General features: G+C 59.3%; 28 protein-coding genes and 2 pseudogenes. 23 read left to right on the forward strand and 7 right to left on the reverse strand.

What is annotated here, in order from left to right; genetic code table 11:
• The 22 genes and pseudogenes from tuf to rpmD all read left to right on the forward strand — a co-directional run.
• A pseudogene (gene tuf / locus EGN72_RS01035) lies at positions 1 to 346 on the forward strand (elongation factor Tu); the annotation flags it as partial.
• 80 nt (positions 347 to 426) lie between these two features.
• A complete protein-coding gene (rpsJ, locus tag EGN72_RS01040; protein WP_050521166.1) occupies positions 427 to 735 on the forward strand; it encodes a 30S ribosomal protein S10 in 309 nt (102 codons plus the stop codon).
• A gap of 11 nt (positions 736 to 746) precedes the next feature.
• On the forward strand, positions 747 to 1,598 hold the full coding sequence (gene rplC / locus EGN72_RS01045) for a 50S ribosomal protein L3 (protein WP_127044804.1): 852 nt from the start codon (positions 747 to 749) through the stop codon (positions 1,596 to 1,598).
• A complete protein-coding gene (gene rplD, locus EGN72_RS01050) occupies positions 1,588 to 2,208 on the forward strand; it encodes a 50S ribosomal protein L4 (RefSeq protein ID WP_127044805.1) in 621 nt (206 codons plus the stop codon). The genes rplC and rplD overlap by 11 nt, the downstream gene beginning before the upstream one ends.
• Positions 2,205 to 2,501: a 50S ribosomal protein L23 gene (locus tag EGN72_RS01055; RefSeq protein ID WP_050524395.1), complete on the forward strand. Its 297-nt coding sequence runs from the start codon at positions 2,205 to 2,207 to the stop codon at positions 2,499 to 2,501. The genes rplD and EGN72_RS01055 overlap by 4 nt, the downstream gene beginning before the upstream one ends.
• 170 nt (positions 2,502 to 2,671) lie before the next feature.
• Entirely contained in the window at positions 2,672 to 3,511 is an 840-nt protein-coding gene (gene rplB / locus EGN72_RS01060; protein WP_127044806.1) for a 50S ribosomal protein L2, read from the forward strand.
• 3 nt (positions 3,512 to 3,514) lie between these two features.
• Positions 3,515 to 3,793, forward strand: a complete 279-nt coding sequence (gene rpsS, locus EGN72_RS01065; RefSeq protein WP_127044807.1) for a 30S ribosomal protein S19 — start codon at positions 3,515 to 3,517, stop codon at positions 3,791 to 3,793.
• A gap of 3 nt (positions 3,794 to 3,796) precedes the next feature.
• Positions 3,797 to 4,177: a 50S ribosomal protein L22 gene (gene rplV, locus EGN72_RS01070; protein ID WP_050524392.1), complete on the forward strand. Its 381-nt coding sequence runs from the start codon at positions 3,797 to 3,799 to the stop codon at positions 4,175 to 4,177.
• Positions 4,177 to 4,887 (forward strand): 30S ribosomal protein S3, encoded by a 711-nt coding sequence (gene rpsC / locus EGN72_RS01075; RefSeq protein WP_127044808.1) that lies wholly within the window; start codon positions 4,177 to 4,179, stop codon positions 4,885 to 4,887. Before rplV ends, rpsC begins: the two co-directional genes overlap by 1 nt.
• A 12-nt stretch (positions 4,888 to 4,899) precedes the next feature.
• Positions 4,900 to 5,313 carry a 50S ribosomal protein L16 gene (gene rplP / locus EGN72_RS01080; protein ID WP_127044809.1) on the forward strand — a complete coding sequence of 138 codons (414 nt, stop codon included), beginning with the start codon at positions 4,900 to 4,902 and terminating at the stop codon, positions 5,311 to 5,313.
• Between the two features lie 137 nt (positions 5,314 to 5,450).
• Entirely contained in the window at positions 5,451 to 6,017 is a 567-nt protein-coding gene (locus EGN72_RS01085; protein WP_127044810.1) for a hypothetical protein, read from the forward strand.
• A gap of 160 nt (positions 6,018 to 6,177) precedes the next feature.
• Complete coding sequence (gene rpmC, locus EGN72_RS01090; RefSeq protein WP_127044811.1) at positions 6,178 to 6,384, forward strand: 50S ribosomal protein L29; 207 nt, start codon at positions 6,178 to 6,180, stop codon at positions 6,382 to 6,384.
• A gap of 12 nt (positions 6,385 to 6,396) precedes the next feature.
• On the forward strand, positions 6,397 to 6,630 hold the full coding sequence (gene rpsQ, locus EGN72_RS01095; RefSeq protein ID WP_127044812.1) for a 30S ribosomal protein S17: 234 nt from the start codon (positions 6,397 to 6,399) through the stop codon (positions 6,628 to 6,630).
• 70 nt (positions 6,631 to 6,700) lie between these two features.
• Positions 6,701 to 7,069, forward strand: a complete 369-nt coding sequence (gene rplN, locus EGN72_RS01100) for a 50S ribosomal protein L14 (RefSeq protein ID WP_022705624.1) — start codon at positions 6,701 to 6,703, stop codon at positions 7,067 to 7,069.
• Entirely contained in the window at positions 7,069 to 7,374 is a 306-nt protein-coding gene (rplX, locus tag EGN72_RS01105; RefSeq protein ID WP_127044813.1) for a 50S ribosomal protein L24, read from the forward strand. The genes rplN and rplX overlap by 1 nt, the downstream gene beginning before the upstream one ends.
• Entirely contained in the window at positions 7,374 to 7,934 is a 561-nt protein-coding gene (gene rplE / locus EGN72_RS01110) for a 50S ribosomal protein L5 (RefSeq protein WP_127044814.1), read from the forward strand. The genes rplX and rplE overlap by 1 nt, the downstream gene beginning before the upstream one ends.
• A gap of 17 nt (positions 7,935 to 7,951) precedes the next feature.
• Positions 7,952 to 8,257 (forward strand): 30S ribosomal protein S14, encoded by a 306-nt coding sequence (gene rpsN, locus EGN72_RS01115; protein WP_127044815.1) that lies wholly within the window; start codon positions 7,952 to 7,954, stop codon positions 8,255 to 8,257.
• A gap of 12 nt (positions 8,258 to 8,269) precedes the next feature.
• A complete protein-coding gene (rpsH, locus tag EGN72_RS01120) occupies positions 8,270 to 8,668 on the forward strand; it encodes a 30S ribosomal protein S8 (RefSeq protein WP_127044816.1) in 399 nt (132 codons plus the stop codon).
• Positions 8,669 to 8,678: 10 nt separating this feature from the next.
• Entirely contained in the window at positions 8,679 to 9,212 is a 534-nt protein-coding gene (rplF, locus tag EGN72_RS01125; RefSeq protein WP_127044817.1) for a 50S ribosomal protein L6, read from the forward strand.
• An 11-nt stretch (positions 9,213 to 9,223) separates the two neighbouring features.
• The gene (gene rplR / locus EGN72_RS01130; RefSeq protein ID WP_127044818.1) at positions 9,224 to 9,583 is read left to right on the forward strand and encodes a 50S ribosomal protein L18; all 360 of its coding nucleotides are present in this window, start codon (positions 9,224 to 9,226) and stop codon (positions 9,581 to 9,583) included.
• Between the two features lie 102 nt (positions 9,584 to 9,685).
• Positions 9,686 to 10,252: a 30S ribosomal protein S5 gene (gene rpsE, locus EGN72_RS01135; RefSeq protein WP_127044819.1), complete on the forward strand. Its 567-nt coding sequence runs from the start codon at positions 9,686 to 9,688 to the stop codon at positions 10,250 to 10,252.
• A gap of 2 nt (positions 10,253 to 10,254) precedes the next feature.
• A complete protein-coding gene (gene rpmD / locus EGN72_RS01140) occupies positions 10,255 to 10,452 on the forward strand; it encodes a 50S ribosomal protein L30 (protein WP_127044820.1) in 198 nt (65 codons plus the stop codon).
• A gap of 70 nt (positions 10,453 to 10,522) precedes the next feature.
• Here rpmD and EGN72_RS01145 read toward each other — a convergent pair whose 3' ends face one another.
• The 4 genes from EGN72_RS01145 to proC all read right to left on the reverse strand — a co-directional run bounded on the left by EGN72_RS01145 (position 10,523) and on the right by proC (position 13,420).
• The gene (locus EGN72_RS01145) at positions 10,523 to 11,200 is read right to left on the reverse strand and encodes a sulfotransferase family 2 domain-containing protein (RefSeq protein ID WP_127044821.1); all 678 of its coding nucleotides are present in this window, start codon (positions 11,198 to 11,200) and stop codon (positions 10,523 to 10,525) included.
• 137 nt (positions 11,201 to 11,337) lie between these two features.
• Positions 11,338 to 12,291 carry a D-glycerate dehydrogenase gene (locus EGN72_RS01150; RefSeq protein ID WP_233586986.1) on the reverse strand — a complete coding sequence of 318 codons (954 nt, stop codon included), beginning with the start codon at positions 12,289 to 12,291 and terminating at the stop codon, positions 11,338 to 11,340.
• Complete coding sequence (locus tag EGN72_RS01155) at positions 12,288 to 12,620, reverse strand: tRNA-binding protein (protein WP_127044822.1); 333 nt, start codon at positions 12,618 to 12,620, stop codon at positions 12,288 to 12,290. The genes EGN72_RS01150 and EGN72_RS01155 overlap by 4 nt, the downstream gene beginning before the upstream one ends.
• The gene (gene proC / locus EGN72_RS01160; protein WP_127044823.1) at positions 12,617 to 13,420 is read right to left on the reverse strand and encodes a pyrroline-5-carboxylate reductase; all 804 of its coding nucleotides are present in this window, start codon (positions 13,418 to 13,420) and stop codon (positions 12,617 to 12,619) included. The genes EGN72_RS01155 and proC overlap by 4 nt, the downstream gene beginning before the upstream one ends.
• Positions 13,421 to 13,561: 141 nt before the next feature.
• Between proC and EGN72_RS01165 the strand changes: the two genes are divergently transcribed.
• The gene (locus tag EGN72_RS01165) at positions 13,562 to 14,590 is read left to right on the forward strand and encodes an NADP-dependent oxidoreductase (protein WP_127044824.1); all 1,029 of its coding nucleotides are present in this window, start codon (positions 13,562 to 13,564) and stop codon (positions 14,588 to 14,590) included.
• Positions 14,591 to 14,606: 16 nt separating this feature from the next.
• On the opposite strand, the gene EGN72_RS01170 is transcribed toward EGN72_RS01165, so the two are convergent.
• The 3 genes and pseudogenes from EGN72_RS01170 to EGN72_RS01180 all read right to left on the reverse strand — a co-directional run.
• Entirely contained in the window at positions 14,607 to 15,107 is a 501-nt protein-coding gene (locus EGN72_RS01170) for a YbjN domain-containing protein (protein ID WP_127044825.1), read from the reverse strand.
• A 248-nt stretch (positions 15,108 to 15,355) separates the two neighbouring features.
• Entirely contained in the window at positions 15,356 to 15,733 is a 378-nt protein-coding gene (locus EGN72_RS19100) for a formyltransferase family protein (protein ID WP_158623105.1), read from the reverse strand.
• Positions 15,734 to 15,911: 178 nt separating this feature from the next.
• A pseudogene (locus tag EGN72_RS01180) lies at positions 15,912 to 16,365 on the reverse strand (ABC transporter ATP-binding protein); the annotation flags it as partial.

A 16,365-nucleotide genomic window follows, 5' to 3' on the forward strand; every position in this document is an offset into this window, starting at 1 on the left:
CGGTGTTGACCGTGAAGGCATCGAGCGTGGTCAGGTTCTGTGCAAGCCCGCTTCGGTGAAGCCGCACACGAAGTTTGAAGCCGAAGCCTATATTCTGACCAAAGAAGAAGGTGGCCGTCACACGCCGTTCTTCGCGAACTACCGTCCGCAGTTTTACTTCCGCACGACCGACGTGACGGGCACGGTAATGCTGCCGGAAGGCACCGAAATGGTGATGCCGGGCGACAACCTGAAGTTCAACGTCGAACTGATCGCCCCGATCGCCATGGAAGAAAAACTGCGCTTCGCCATCCGTGAAGGCGGCCGCACCGTCGGCGCTGGCGTCGTTTCGAAAATCATCGCTTAACTTTCTCTGGCAGAGGGATCGGGTCCGGTGTCGCAAGACATCGGGCCTGATTTCCCGCCAAGCCTAAAGGGCACCAAACTATGTCAAGTCAAACGATCCGTATCAGGCTGAAAGCCTTCGATTACCGGGTGTTGGATGCGTCCACGCAGGAAATCGTAAACACAGCGAAACGCACCGGCGCCACCGTGCGCGGCCCGATTCCGCTGCCGAACAAGATTGAGAAATTCACGGTTCTTCGTGGTCCGCACATCGACAAGAAATCGCGCGACCAGTGGGAAATCCGCACGCACAAGCGTCTTCTCGATATCGTCGATCCGACCCCCCAGACCGTGGACGCGCTGATGAAGCTCGACCTGGCTGCGGGCGTTGACGTCGAAATCAAAGTATAAGGGGGCATCAGATTATGCGCTCTGGCGTTATTGCAAAGAAGCTGGGCATGACCCGGCTGTTCCTCGAAGACGGCAAGCAGGTTCCTGTGACCGTTCTTCAACTCGACAACCTGCAGGTTGTGGCACAGCGCACCGCTGAACGCGACGGTTACACCGCCGTTCAGTTGGGTGCCGGTTTGGCCAAAGCCAAGCGGACCACCGCTGCGATGCGCGGCCATTTTGCGAAAGCTTCGGTTGAGCCGAAGCGCAAGATCGCAGAATTCCGCGTCACGGCCGATTGCATGATCGATGTGGGCGAAGAGATCACCGCTGACCATTACTTCGAAGGTCAGTATGTGGACATCGCCGGCACCTCGATCGGTAAGGGTTTCCAGGGTGCGATGAAGCGTCACAACTTTGGGGGTCTGCGGGCTTCCCACGGTGTGTCGGTTTCGCACCGTTCGCACGGGTCCACGGGCCAGTGCCAGGACCCCGGCAAGGTGTTCAAAGGCAAGAAGATGGCGGGCCACATGGGTTCGGCACGTATCACCACGCAGAACCTGCAAGTCGTCAAGACTGACAGCGACCGCGGCCTGATCATGGTAAAGGGCGCTGTGCCCGGTTCCAAAGGTGGTTGGGTGACGGTGAAGGATGCGGTGAAGAAAGCCGTTCCGGACAACGTGATCATGCCGGCAGCACTGCGTTCGGCTGGTGAAGCGGCCAAGAAGGCAGCAGAAGCAGCAGCAGCAGCGGCGGCGGAAGAAGAAGCAGCACGCGCGGCAGCTTTGGCAGCAGAAGCGGCAGCAGCCGAAGCAGCAGCGGAAGCAGCAGCGGCGGCAGATGCCCCGGCAGCTGAAGATGGAGGCGAGAAGAATGAAGGCTGATGTCATCAAGCTGGACGGCGGCAAAGCCGGTTCCATTGACCTGAATGATGCGCTGTTCGGCCTTGAGCCGCGCGCCGACATTCTGCACCGTGTGGTGCGCTGGCAGCGGGCGAAAGCCCAGGCTGGCACCCACTCGACTCTGGGTCGTTCGGACGTAAGCTACTCGACCAAGAAGATTTACCGCCAAAAAGGCACCGGTGGCGCACGTCACGGTGACAAGGGCGCGCCGATCTTCCGTCACGGTGGTATCTACAAGGGTCCGGTTCCGCGCAGCCATGCGCATGACCTACCCAAGAAGTTCCGTGCGTTGGGTCTGCGTCATGCGCTGTCGGCGAAAGCCAAAGCGGGTGAGCTGATCATTCTGGACGCCGCGACGATGGCCGATGCGAAAACCTCGTCCCTTGCCAAGATGGCGAAGGAATTGGGTTGGAAGCGCGTGCTGATCATCGACGGTGCAGAAATCGACGGCAACTTCGCCTTGGCCGCGCGCAACATCGACACCATCGATGTTCTGCCGACCATGGGTGCAAACGTCTATGACATCCTGAAGCGGGATCAGTTGGTGATCACCAAAGCAGGGGTCGAAGCACTGGAGGCTCGTTTGAAATGAGCGTGAAACCGAACCACTACGATGTGATCCGCAAGCCGATCATCACCGAAAAAGCAACCATGGCCTCTGAGGCGAATGCGGTTGTTTTCCAAGTGGCGATGGACGCAACCAAGCCGATGATCAAAGAAGCTGTTGAAGCTGTCTTTGGCGTCAAGGTGAAGGCCGTGAACACGACCATCACCAAAGGCAAGGTCAAGCGGTTCAAAGGGCGCCCCGGCGTTCGTTCCGACAAGAAAAAAGCCTATGTGACCCTCGAAGAGGGAAATACTATCGACGTCTCTACCGGGCTTTGATAGAAGGCAGCGAATCTCACGGCCCCGGGTTTTCCTGGGGCCGTGGATTTTTTCGACCTGTAGGATTTCGGCAACCGCTGCCGCGCCTGCATCTACCATCGGGGACCTTCGGGGCCCTATAACCTAGGGTCTGCATCGCCAGACCCCCAAGCTAACGGAAGACAGAGAGCATGGCACTCAAGTCGTATAAACCGACGACGCCTGGCCAACGCGGGTTGGTTCTGATCGACCGTTCGGAGCTGTGGAAAGGCCGTCCGGTCAAAGCCCTTACTGAGGGTTTGACCAAGACAGGTGGCCGGAACAACACCGGACGTGTTACGATGTGGCACAAAGGCGGTGGGGCAAAGCGCCTTTACCGTATCGTAGATTTCAAGCGCACCAAGCATGACATGCCGGCCGTGGTTGAGCGGATCGAATACGATCCCAACCGCACCGCGTTCATCGCCTTGGTGAAATATGAGGATGGGACGCTGAACTACATCCTCGCTCCGCAGCGTTTGGCTGTTGGCGATAGCATCATTGCTGGCGCAAAAACCGACGTGAAGCCGGGCAACGCGATGCCGTTTTCGGGCATGCCGATCGGGACGATCGTTCACAACGTCGAAATGAAGCCGGGCAAAGGCGGGCAGATTGCGCGCGCTGCTGGCACATATGCGCAGTTCGTGGGCCGTGACGGTGGCTATGCACAGATCCGTTTGTCCTCGGGCGAACTGCGTCTGGTGCGTCAGGAATGCCTGGCGACGGTTGGTGCCGTTTCCAACGCTGACCACTCGAACCAGAACTTCGGTAAAGCGGGCCGCATGCGTCACAAGGGCATCCGCCCGACCGTTCGCGGTGTGGCAATGAACCCGATTGACCACCCGCATGGCGGCGGCGAAGGCCGCACCTCGGGCGGTCGTCACCCGGTTACTCCATGGGGCAAAGGCACCAAGGGCAACCGCACCCGTTCGAACAAGACCACGGATAAGTATATCCTGCGGTCGCGTCACGCCAAGAAGAAGGGCCGCTAATCCATGGCACGTTCAATCTGGAAAGGCCCGTTCGTCGATGGCTACGTCCTGAAAAAGGCCGAGAAGTCGCGCGAAACTGGCAAAAACGAAGTGATCAAGATCTGGTCGCGTCGTTCCACCATTCTGCCGCAGTTCGTGGGGCTGACCTTTGGCGTTTATAACGGCAAAAAGCATGTTCCCGTCGCGGTAACCGAAGAAATGATCGGCCAGAAGTTCGGTGAGTATTCGCCGACCCGGACCTATTATGGTCACGCCGCCGACAAAAAAGCCAAGAGGAAATAAGTCATGGGCAAGGCAAAAAATCCGCGCCGCGTGGCCGATAACGAAGCAATGGCGCTTGCCAAGATGCTTCGCACCTCGCCGCAAAAGCTTAACCTCGTTGCTGGTCTGATCCGCGGCAAGAAGGTGGACAAGGCTCTGGCCGACCTCACCTTCTCGAAAAAGCGTATCGCCCAGGACGTGAAAAAGTGCCTGCAATCGGCCATCGCCAACGCTGAAAACAACCACGGTCTTGACGTGGATGAATTGATCGTTGCCGAAGCATATTGCGGCAAGAACCTGACCTTGAAGCGTGGTCGCCCGCGGGCACGTGGCCGTTTCGGCAAGATCATGAAGCCGTTCAGCCAGCTGACGATTTTGGTACGTCAAAAAGGGGAGTCCGCATAATGGGTCAGAAGGTCAATCCGATCGGTATGCGCCTTCAGGTCAACCGCACCTGGGACAGCCGCTGGTTCGCGGAAAGCAAAGACTACGGCAACCTGTTGCTGGAAGATCTGCGCATGCGCGAGTTCATCCACAAGGAATGCGCCCAAGCTGGCGTGTCCAAAGTCATCATCGAGCGTCCGCACAAGAAGTGCCGTGTGACCATTCACACTGCACGTCCGGGCGTGATCATCGGCAAAAAAGGCGCTGACATCGAAGGTCTTCGCAAGAAGCTTTCCGTGTTCACCGACTCCGAACTGCACCTCAACATCGTTGAGATCCGCAAGCCGGAAATGGATGCCAAGCTGGTGGCAGAATCGATTGCACAGCAGATGGAGCGTCGGGTGTCTTTCCGTCGCGCCATGAAGCGTGGCGTTCAGAACGCGATGCGCATGGGGGCCTTGGGCATCCGTGTGAACGTGGCTGGCCGTCTGGGTGGCGCGGAAATCGCACGGACCGAATGGTATCGTGAAGGCCGCGTTCCGCTGCACACGCTGCGCGCCGACATCGACTATGCGCACCACGAAGCGACCACCGCTTATGGTATCATCGGTGTGAAGGTTTGGATCTTCAAAGGCGAAATCCTTGAGCATGATCCGCAGGCACATGATCGTCGTCACGCCGAGGCACAGGAAGGCGCTGTTCCGCGTCAACCGCGCCGCGAACGCACGTAAGGGAGCAAAACAATGCTGCAACCTAAACGGACCAAGTTCCGCAAGCAGTTCAAAGGCAAGATCAGTGGCGAGGCCAAAGGCGGCTTCCTGTTGAACTTCGGCACCTTTGGCCTGAAAGCAACCGAGCCAGAGCGTGTAACCGCACGCCAGATCGAAGCTGCTCGTCGTGCCATCACCCGCCACATGAAGCGTCAGGGCCGCGTCTGGATCCGGATTTTCCCGGATGTTCCGGTGTCGTCCAAGCCGACCGAAGTGCGGATGGGTAAAGGTAAGGGTTCTGTCGATTATTGGGCAGCCAAGGTGAAACCTGGCCGCGTGATGTTTGAAATCGACGGCGTTTCGGAAGTGATCGCACGCGAGGCCCTGCGCCTTGGCTCGATGAAGCTTCCGGTGCAAACCCGCGTCGTTCAGCGCGAAGACTGGTAAGGTCGCTGCGCTGAGGCACTGGCGACAAGTGGTGCAGGCGCAGTTCTTGAAAATTTCAAAGGCCCCGCTGGAAACGGCGGGGCTTTTTGATTTGGTGATTTCGCTTCATATTGGGTGCAGGCCATGGGGTGGGATATATGAACGCAAAGGTTCCAGAGGCATGGGAGGCGATGGCGGCGGCTGTTTCGCGACGGCTTCACCAAACTTCGCGTTTTACCGACATGCTGCCGCCCGCAAGAGACGGGATCGGCCCCGCGTTGACGGCGAAGGAACAAGAGGCGGTTGAAGCGCAGCTTGGTTGGAAACTGCCACCGCTTTTGGTGTTTCTATACCAGCGGATCGGCAATGGGGGCTTTGGGCCGGGCTATGGTTTGATGGAACTTGCGGCGACCCAGAAGCGTGGATTTGGCGGCAATGCAATCGCCGTTCTGAACTTTCTGCGCGGGGATGACAGCAGTTTGGAAGGCAAAGACCAGCCTCCGCCTGCGCTGCGTGCCGGGGTTTTACCGCTCGTCTATTGGGGCTGCACGGCTTATACGTTGGTGGATTGCCGCGCGCCGGACCTGCCGGTGTTTTCATGGGATTGCGACGGGCCCGATGCGCAGAGCGATTGGCCGGTCGAGGACCAGATGCAGCCGCTGGGCCATGGCTTGGTCGATTGGATTGGCGATTGGGCGCAGGCCGCGCCCGCCGTGTCAGGCTAAGCGTATTTGCCCAACTTCCCCCTTGCCCTTCATCCCCCATCCCCCTATACGGACGCATCCAGCGATTCCGGGCTTCCGGATTCGTTGGTTTATCATTGACTCCACTGGGACAAGGGTCACCCTAACGGGCCCTCCGGTGATGTGAAGAAGGAAAAGGCGCATGAACGCCACTGAACTTAAGGCCAAGACGCCTGACCAGCTGCGTGATCAGCTTGTCGCGTTGAAAAAGGAAGCTTTCAACCTGCGCTTCCAGCAGGCTACCGGCCAGCTTGAAAACACCGCACGCATGCGCGCCGTCCGTCGTGACGTTGCCCGCATCATGACGGTTTTGAACCAAAAAGCGGCTGAAGCCGCCATCGCGAACTGAGGAGCCTGAAACATGCCCAAACGCATCCTGCAAGGCACCGTCACCAGCGATCAGAACAACCAGACCATCACGGTTTCGGTTGAACGCCGCTTCAAGCATCCGCTGCTGCAAAAAACTGTTCGTAAGTCCAAGAAATACCGGGCCCACGACGCAGAGAACAAATTCAAGGTAGGGGACACTGTTCGTATCGAAGAGTGTGCGCCGATCTCGAAAACAAAACGCTGGACGGTGGTTCTGGAGGCGTAAGCCCTCAGGCCATCCATAGCCATTTTACGAAACCCTGGGGGATGCACCCCCAAAGGTCGGGAGAAACCAAATGATCCAGATGCAGACCAACCTGGATGTTGCTGACAACAGCGGCGCGCGCCGTGTTCAGTGCATCAAGGTTTTGGGCGGCTCGCACCGTCGGTATGCTTCGGTCGGCGACATTATCGTAGTGTCGGTGAAAGAAGCCATTCCGCGCGGTCGCGTGAAGAAGGGTGACGTGCGCAAAGCCGTCGTCGTTCGCACCGCCAAAGAAGTCCGTCGTGAAGACGGCACCGCAATTCGTTTTGACCGCAACGCTGCTGTCATTCTGAACAACCAAGGTGAGCCCGTCGGCACCCGTATTTTCGGGCCGGTGGTTCGTGAGCTTCGCGCAAAGAACTTCATGAAGATCATCTCGCTGGCTCCGGAGGTGCTCTGATGGCTGCGAAACTGAAAAAAGGCGACAAGGTCGTCGTGCTGACCGGCAAAGACAAGGGTAAAGAGGGCGAGATTTCCTCCGTGAACCCGGAAGCCGGTAAAGCTGTTGTGGATGGCATCAACATGGCTATCCGTCACACCAAGCAAAGCCAGGGCTCGCAGGGCGGCCGCATCCCGAAAGCGATGCCGATCGACCTGTCCAACCTTGCGCTGATTGATGCGAATGGCAAAGCAACCCGCGTCGGCTTCCGTATGGATGGCGACAAGAAGGTGCGTTTCGCCAAGACCACGGGGGATGCAATCTGATGCTGGACCAGGCAAATTACACCCCGCGCTTGAAGGGCGTCTACAAGGACAAGGTCCGCGCTGCCCTGAAAGAAGAATTCGGCTACAAGAACGACATGCAGATCCCGCGTCTGGACAAGATCGTGATCAACATGGGCGTTGGCGAAGCTGTCAAAGACACCAAGAAAGTGAAAAAGGCAGCAGAAGAGCTGACCCAGATCGCTGGTCAAAAGGCTGTCGTCACCCATGCCAAGAAATCCATCGCCGGTTTCCGCGTGCGTGAAGAAATGCCGCTTGGCTGCAAAGTGACTTTGCGCGGCGACAAAATGTACGAATTCCTCGATCGTCTGATCACCATCGCTTTGCCGCGCGTGCGCGACTTCCGCGGTGTGAAGCCGACCTCGTTCGACGGCCGTGGCAACTATGCCATGGGTCTGAAAGAACAGATCGTGTTCCCGGAAATCAACTTCGACCAAGTCGACGAAGTTCTGGGTATGGACATCATCATCTGCACCACCGCGAAAACCGACGCGGAAGCGAAGGCATTGTTGAAGAATTTCAACATGCCCTTCACAGCGTAAGCGGGAGGAATAGGGATATGGCTAAGAAATCCATGGTAAACCGCGAAGTGAAGCGCGCAAAGCTGGTGGCACGCGATGCCTCCAAGCGCGCTGCTTTGAAAGCGGTGATCAACGACCAAGAGCGTCCGATGGAAGAGCGTTTCAAGGCGACTCTGAAACTGGCTTCGCTGCCCCGCAATGGGTCGGCTGTGCGTCTGCACAACCGTTGCCAACTGACGGGCCGTCCGCATGCGTATTACCGCAAGCTTAAACTTTCGCGCATCATGCTGCGCGATCTGGCCTCCTTCGGTCAGATCCCCGGCATGGTCAAATCCAGCTGGTAAGGAGGTCGCACGATGATGATGAACGATCCTCTCGGCGATATGCTGACCCGCATCCGCAATGCGCAGATGCGTGGCAAATCGACCGTTAAAACGCCGGCTTCCAAGCTGCGCGCATGGGTGTTGGATGTGTTGGCCTCTGAAGGCTACATCCGTGGTTATGAGAAAGCCGAGACCGCAGACGGTCAGGGTGAGATCACGATCAGCCTGAAATACTTTGAAGGCACGCCGGTCATTCGCGACCTGAAGCGCGTTTCCAAGCCGGGACGCCGGGTTTATATGGCTTCGAAGGATCTTCCTTCGGTCCGTAACGGCCTTGGTGTTTCTATTGTCTCCACGCCGAAAGGCGTCATGTCCGATGCAGCTGCACGTTCCGCCAATGTTGGTGGCGAAGTGCTCTGCACCGTGTTCTAAGGAGGGCAAGATGTCTCGTATTGGTAAGAAACCGGTCGAGCTGGTTAAGGGTGTTTCGGCAACCTTGTCCGGTCAGACAGTCGAAGTGAAGGGCCCGAAAGGGACCCGTTCCTTCACCGCCACTGATGATGTGACGATCACGATTGAAGACAATGCTGTGTCGGTTAAGCCGCGCGGCACGTCCAAGCGTGCCCGTCAGCAGTGGGGCATGACCCGTTCCCAGATCGAAAATCTGGTGATCGGCGTGACCACGGGCTTCAAGAAAGAGCTTGAGATTCAGGGTGTTGGTTATCGCGCAGCGATGGCTGGCAATGTTCTGAAGCTGTCTCTTGGCTATAGCCACGAAGTCAACTTCGATGTTCCGGCAGGGGTCACTGTATCCGCGCCGAAGCAAACCGAAATCGTTGTGGAAGGCATGGATCAACAGTTGGTTGGCCAAGTCGCAGCGAACATCCGCGAATGGCGCAAGCCCGAGCCCTATAAGGGCAAAGGTATCCGCTATAAGGGCGAGTTCGTGTTCCGCAAAGAAGGCAAGAAGAAGTAAGGGGCGTAAAAATGGCGAACAACAAACGACAGCTGTTCCTCAAGCGCCGCTTGCGCGTGCGGAACAAGATCAAGGCGATGGCAAACGGGCGCGCGCGTCTGTCTGTGCATCGGTCCAGCAAGAACATCAGCGTCCAGCTGATCGACGACGTCAACGGCGTGACCTTGGCCGCAGCTTCGACCCTCGAAAAGGGTCTGGGCTTCGTGGGCAAGAACAACGTCGAAGCGGCAACGAAAGTTGGTGCGACGATTGCCGAGCGGGCGAAAAAAGCTGGGGTCGAAGAGTGCTATTTCGACCGTGGCGGCTTCCTTTTCCACGGCAAGATCAAGGCTTTGGCCGATGCTGCCCGTGAAGGTGGTCTGAAGTTCTGATACCAGCGGGTGGCGTTCGCGCCACCCCGATGATCCGGGGGCTTGGCCCACCAGGATTGGTCCATATGGCGCGGACCCCGCGCACTATACGAGGAATGCCTCATGGCAAGAGAAGATAACCGTCGGGATAATCGCGGTGGCCGCGAAGAAACCCCGGAATTCGCAGATCGCTTGGTTGCGATCAATCGTGTGTCCAAGACCGTAAAAGGCGGTAAGCGCTTTGGTTTCGCAGCCCTCGTGGTTGTTGGCGACCAAAAGGGCCGCGTTGGTTTTGGCAAAGGCAAAGCCAAGGAAGTGCCGGAGGCCATTCGCAAGGCCACCGAGCAGGCCAAGCGTCAAATGATCCGTGTGCCGCTGAAAGACAGCCGCACGCTGCATCATGACATGGAAGGCCGCCATGGCGCGGGCAAAGTGGTCATGCGCACCGCCGTTCCGGGGACAGGCATCATTGCCGGTGGTCCGATGCGCGCTGTGTTCGAAATGTTGGGCCTGCAAGACGTGGTGGCAAAGTCCATCGGGTCGCAGAACCCCTATAACATGATCCGCGCCACGATTGATGGCTTGAAGCAAGAAGCCAGCCCCCGTCAGGTCGCGCAGCGTCGCGGCAAGAAAGTGGCTGACATTCTGGGCAACAAGTCTGAAGCCCCTGCTGAAACCGTGGAGGCTTGATCATGGCTGCTGCAAAGAAAACCATCGTTGTGAAGCAGGTGGCATCCGCTGCCCGTCGCCCGGCGATCCAGACCGCGACCTTGAAAGGTCTTGGCCTGAACAAAATGAACCGCACCCGCGAGCTGGAAGATACGCCTTCCGTGCGCGGCATGGTCAACAAGATCCCGCATCTTGTGCAGATCATCGAAGAGCGTGGTTAAGGTGGCGGTGGGTTAGCACCCACCCTACGCAGAGATTGAAGGCGCCTCGTGGGAAACCACGGGGCGTTTTTTATTCTGGGTGTCGGGATGTGGCCGCGTCATCAAACCGATAGCCGAAGCGGGTGATATCTTCGGCACATATCCGGGCGATGAGGGCCGCATCTGCATCGGAGTAATAGCCGCGCCAATCGGTATCGCGGGCAGAGCGGTTGGCGCGGGGCAGGGGGGTGAGGGAGAAGCCCAGATGCGCCTCCAGCGGCGCGATATCCTGGGCGAGATGTTCGAGGCGAATGTAAAGCTGGCAATGTTCCACCCCGGAAGCATCGCGCAGATAGGCACTTGCAGGCCAGTTTTGAAAGCTGGTGCGGGTTTGCGGGTGGTTCAGGAAGGCGCTGAAGCTGGTTTGCTGGGCCAGGGTGACGGCAGGATGCGCAAAGCCCTGGTCGCGCAGCCAGTGGTAGTAGCTGACAGCGCGGTCCCACGGATTGCGGACAAGTGAGAAGATGAAGTACCGGTCAAGCTCTGCCGCGCCGAACAGCCCGTCAAGATCCGCGAGGGTGGCGTGTTTCCACAACCGCCCCTTTGCCGGAAGATCTTTGAGGCGTTTTTTGCGGGCCTGCGCCTTGGGAGTGTCACCGATCAGGATGTCATCCTTCATCGCGCGCGCTTCGAGGGCCAGCGTCAGCGCGGTGCCGCCGGTTTTGGGGATATGGACAAAGATATAGCGGCGACCCTGTGAGATGATCATGGGCGGGGGGAGCCGCCCTTGGGGGCATCGAGCCCCCGCGGGCGGCATTGCCATGGCGCGGTTGCCCGGCGCTGTGCCTGTGGTGGCGGCGGAGCCTTCGGCGAGGATATTTTTTCCAAAGAGAAAGAGGGCATCGGTCAGACGAGGTTTGGCAGGGGTTTGCCATCGAAAAAGGCGCGGAGGTTATCGACGGCCATCAGGCCCATGGCCTCGCGGATTTCCAGTGCGGCGGTGCCGAGATGGGGCAGGAGGGTGACGTTTTCCATGTCGATCAGGGCGGGGGAGACCGTTGGTTCTTGTTCATAGACATCGAGGCCCGCGCCTGCGATTGTCTGGTGTTGCAGGGCGTGGACCAGTGCCGCCTCGTCCACGATATCGCCGCGGGCGATGTTGATGAGGAAAGCGTGGGGCTGCATTTGTGCCAGTTTCTCGGCATTGATCAGGTGGCGGGTTGCGGGGCCGCCCGGCACGGCAATGACGACGAAATCGGCGGCGAGCGCGGTTTCCAGTTTGACCTGTTCGGCAGGCAGGCCGGGGTTGGCCACGGGGGAGCGGTTGAAGAATTGCACCTCCATCCCGAAGCCGTAATGTGCGCGTTTGGCGATGGCTTTGCCGATGCGGCCCATGCCGATGATGCCCAGCCGTTTGCCGGTGACATGGGCGCCGAGCATTTGTGTGGGGTGCCAGCCTTGCCACGCGCCTGCACGCAGCATGCGTTCGCCTTCGCCGGCGCGGCGCGCAGTCATCAGGATCAGCGTCAGCGCGATATCGGCGGTGGCATCGGTAACAGCGCCGGGCGTATTGGTGACGATGATGCCTGCGGCCTTGGCGGCCTCGACATCAATGTGGTTATAGCCGACGCCAAAATTGGCCAGCAGGCGGCAGCGCGGCGCGTGGTTTTCGGCAAAGACCGCAGCGCTGAACGGGTCGCCCAGCGTGGGCAGCACCGCGTCATACTGGTGCAGCGCCTCGGCACATTCGGCAGGGGAGAGCGGGGTGGTATCTTCGCGGATGGTGAGGGAGAAATGGCTGATAGCCTCGGCAATGACTTTGCCGGGCAGGGGGCGGGTGATCAGGACTTCGGGTTTCAAAACAGCTTCCCCCCGTTTGGAACAGCATGGCCGGGGCCGACCAGCACCACCTCACCCGCTGCATCGGGGACGCCCAGCACCAGCACTTCGGACATCACTTTGCCGATCTGTCGGGGCGGGAAGTTCACGACGGCCAGCACCTGCCGTCCGATCAGCCCGTCGATGCTGTAATGCGCGGTGATCTGGGCTGATGAGCGTTTTTCACCCAGATCGCCGCCGAAATCGACCCAGAGTTTATAGGCCGGTTTGCGGGCCTCGGGGAAGGGTTCGGCGCGGGTGATGGTGCCGACACGGATATCGACGGCGGCGAAGTCATCATAGGTTATCATTTGCCAAGCTCCTGCCCGCGTTGGGTTGCGGCTTTGACTGTGCGGGTCATCAGGTCGGGCAGTTCCGCCATCAGAACGCCAAGGCCGGCGGCGGTGGTGCCACCGGGGGAGGTGACGTTGATGCGCAATTGCTCAGCGCTTTCCGGGGCTTGATGGGCGAGTTCGCCTGCGCCGCAGACGGTGGCACGCGCCAGTTTCATCGCCAGATCGGGGGCAAGGCCGACTGCCTCTCCGGCTTGGGCCATCGCCTCGATCATGTGAAACACATAGGCGGGGCCAGAGCCGGACAGGCCGGTGACGGCATCCATCTGATGCTCCCCCTCCAGCCGCACCACGCTGCCCACGGCAGAGAGCAGCGCCTCGGCCAGCGCCATATGGGCATCGGTCGCCTGGGCATTGCCGCAGATCGCGGTGATCCCGCGAGAAACGGCAGCGGGGGTGTTGGGCATGGCGCGGATGATCGGGGTCTGATTGCCCAAGGTTTTTTCATAAAACGCGATGGTCGTGCCAGCGGCGACCGAGACAAACAGGGTTTTGCCATTGCCCAAGGCGGCAAGGCTGGGCAGCGCCTCGGCCATCATTTGCGGCTTGACGGCGACCAGCACAATCGCCGGATCCTTGGGCAAAGGGACGTTCAGATGCACGCCCGTCTGTTGCAGCCAATCGCTGGGAAACGGGTCACTGACCCAGACAGAGCCGGGCTTGACCCCTTGGGCCAGCCAGCCTTGCAGCATCGCTGACCCCATCTTGCCACAGCCCAGCAGGACCAGCCCGCGTGTGTTCACTTCGTCCAGATTCATGCAACCCCCTGACAGTTGCGGCAAGGTTAGCGTGAAAGAATGCAAAGCTGAATCCTTTTCTTTGCGTCATTGCCGGGGCTTGCCCCTGTTGCCCTGCGGCTTGGCGCAGTAGGGTGGCCGGTGAACCGAAAAGGAAACACCATGCCGCAAAACGCCCAGATCAACCGCCGTATCGTCCTGAACCAACGCCCGAAAGGCGCGCCGGATGCCAACACGCTGCGGCTGGAGGAGGGGGCGATTCCGTCGCCGGGGCCGGGGCAGATGCTTTTACGCTCTGCCTTTCTGTCGCTGGACCCTTATATGCGGGGGCGGATGAATGATGCGAAATCCTATGCCACGCCGGTTGCGATTGGGGGCGTGATGACGGGGCAAGTGGTGGCCGAGGTGATGGTCAGCAATCTCGATGCCTTTGCACCGGGGGACTATGTTCTGGCGGGCAGCGGCTGGCAGGATTATGCGCTGTCGGATGGGGCAGAGGTGATGAACCTTGGCCCGAACCCGGCCAACCCGTCTTGGGCACTGGGGATCATGGGGATGCCGGGCTATACCGCCTATGCCGGTTTGCTGAAGATCGGAGAGCCGAAGCCAGGGGAAACCGTGGTGGTGGCGGCGGCATCGGGCCCGGTGGGGGCAACGGTGGGGCAGATTGCCAAGATCAAAGGCTGCCGCGCGGTGGGGATCGCGGGCGGGCCGGAAAAATGCGCGCATGTGGTGGATGTGCTGGGCTTTGACGCCTGTATCGACCACCGCGCCCCCGATTTTGCCGCACAGTTGCGCGCGGCTTGTCCCGATGGGATTGATGTTTATTTTGAAAACGTCGGCGGCAAGGTGTTGTATGCCGTGCTGCCGCTGTTGAACCCCTTTGCCCGGATTCCGGTATGTGGGGTCGTTTCATGGTATAACTTGCCGGGCCTGCCCGATGGGCCGGATATGGGGCCTGCGATCATGGGCACGATCTTGCGGATGAAAGTGAAGATGCAAGGCTTCATCATCTTCGACAGCTTTCCCAAGGCCACCTATGCCGCATTCCGAGAAGAGATGACGGATTGGCTGGCCGCAGGAAAAATGCAGTATAAAGAGCAGGTTGTCGACGGATTGGAAAAAGCGCCAGAGGCGCTTTATGATCTGCTGGTGGGCAACAGCTTTGGCAAGATGGTCGTGCGGCTGTAATGGCTTGCCGCGGCGGTCAGGCCCGCCCGTAAGCCTCGGCAATCGCGACTTTCAGCGCGGCTTCGGGGCTGTGGTCGGCCCATGTCACCAGTTGGAAGGCCGGGTAGAACCGCTCTGCCGCCATCACAGCGCTGGAGATCAGCCGGTCAATCTGTTCCGGCCCGGCAATCTGCCCGCCCGCAAGGCACAAGCCATAGCGCCAGACCATCAGCTTTTGGTCGGCCCACCAGGTAAAGGCCCCGGTCCAGACCATATCGTTGCAGCGGTTCAGCACATCATACAGCGCCGAAACCCGGCCCTCTGGCGGTTCCATTTCAAATGTGCAAATCAGGCGCAGGGTTTCATCCTGTGCCGACCAGGCGAGTGTGAGGGAATAGGTGCGCCACTGCCCTTCGACCGCCATGGCGATCTGGTCATCGGTCACACGGTCAAATTCCCACGCATGGCTCTGCGCGAGGGTTTCGACGATGTCGATCGGATGGATATCCTCCGAAAGATAGTCCTCTGAAAGTGACATGCCCCGCCTCGTTTTTATATTGCCTGCGGAAATGCCCCTTGCTGCGGTGCATCCCACAAGAACCTGAGAGTCTGGCAAGAAACAGCGTCCCGCCACTGCGCCCCTTACTAGATATAGTGTGCAAAGAACGAAACCCTGTAAAGGAAATTTTGCGAAATCTCTTGTGGACAAGTCTGCTGTGTGTGGCTCGCTGTGGCTCGCCACGCAAATTTGCAGGGTTTGACAACCAAAGTTGCAGCGGAGCAATTTTAACCATCCGTCTGGCAGATTGATATCACCCCCTCCGTCAGCAGCCCTGCGCCCAACGGTGCCAGCGCACGCCGCCACAATTCGCCCGCCGTTTCATTGGGCAAGACTTGCACTTGATCTTGCAAGCGCCGCCCGCCCGCCACAACGACTGGGCCGCCGTCGATGGCTTCGGTCAGCCAATAGACGCTGCCGCCGGTGATCCTCTGGCCCGCGTCCAATGCGTCTTGGACGGCGCGACGGCCCTTGAAGGCGGGCAGGAGCGAGGGGTGATAGCCGATGGCCCCAAGGCTTGCCCAATTGATCACCCATGGCTCCACGATTCGAAACGAATGCGCACAGACGATCAGGTCGGGACGCCACGGGAAATCCGTCGCCATCAGCGGCACGGCGTCAGGTTTTACCCGGCATGGAAGGCCCAGCTTCTCTGCCGTTCGGGCGGCTTGATCGTCCGATTTAACGGCGATTAAAGCCAGTGTTAAACTCCTTTCGTGAAGTTGCTTCAGCACCTCCGCGCCAAGCCAGCGTGTTCCGATGACCATTACTTTTGCCGCTGCCTTATTCGACATAACGAAACCCCTGCACTGCGCGAAAATGCCCGCCGAAGCCGCCCGTCGCGGCGTTGCCGTCCCATCCATTGCGCTTTGCAGCCGCCTGCAAAGAGCCCACACTCCGCTTGCGGTTCCCCCCGTAAAGCGAGGCCGATATCTGTGCCCAAAGCGGATCTCGACGCAGCGCTTCGCACAGTCCTGGATGCGACGTGTGAAACAGCATCGGCATGGGCTTTTGATACCGGTTCACGCCGCGCCGCCAGAGCGCAGAAACCTCATTGAGGAAGCGCAAGCCAAGCCCGGCCCCTTGCCATTCCGGCATGATCACAAGGCGACATCCCCGCGCCTCTTTCATGCCCGGTCGGGTGGATACGCAGAGATGCGCGACTGGCGCGCCGTCGACGAAGCCGACGTAATAATTGGCGGCAACCATGCGCGGCAGCTTCAGGTAGTGATGCGGC

The sequence above is a fragment of the Pseudorhodobacter sp. E13 genome (assembly GCF_003991405.1).
Classification (GTDB): Bacteria; Pseudomonadota; Alphaproteobacteria; order Rhodobacterales; family Rhodobacteraceae; genus Pseudorhodobacter.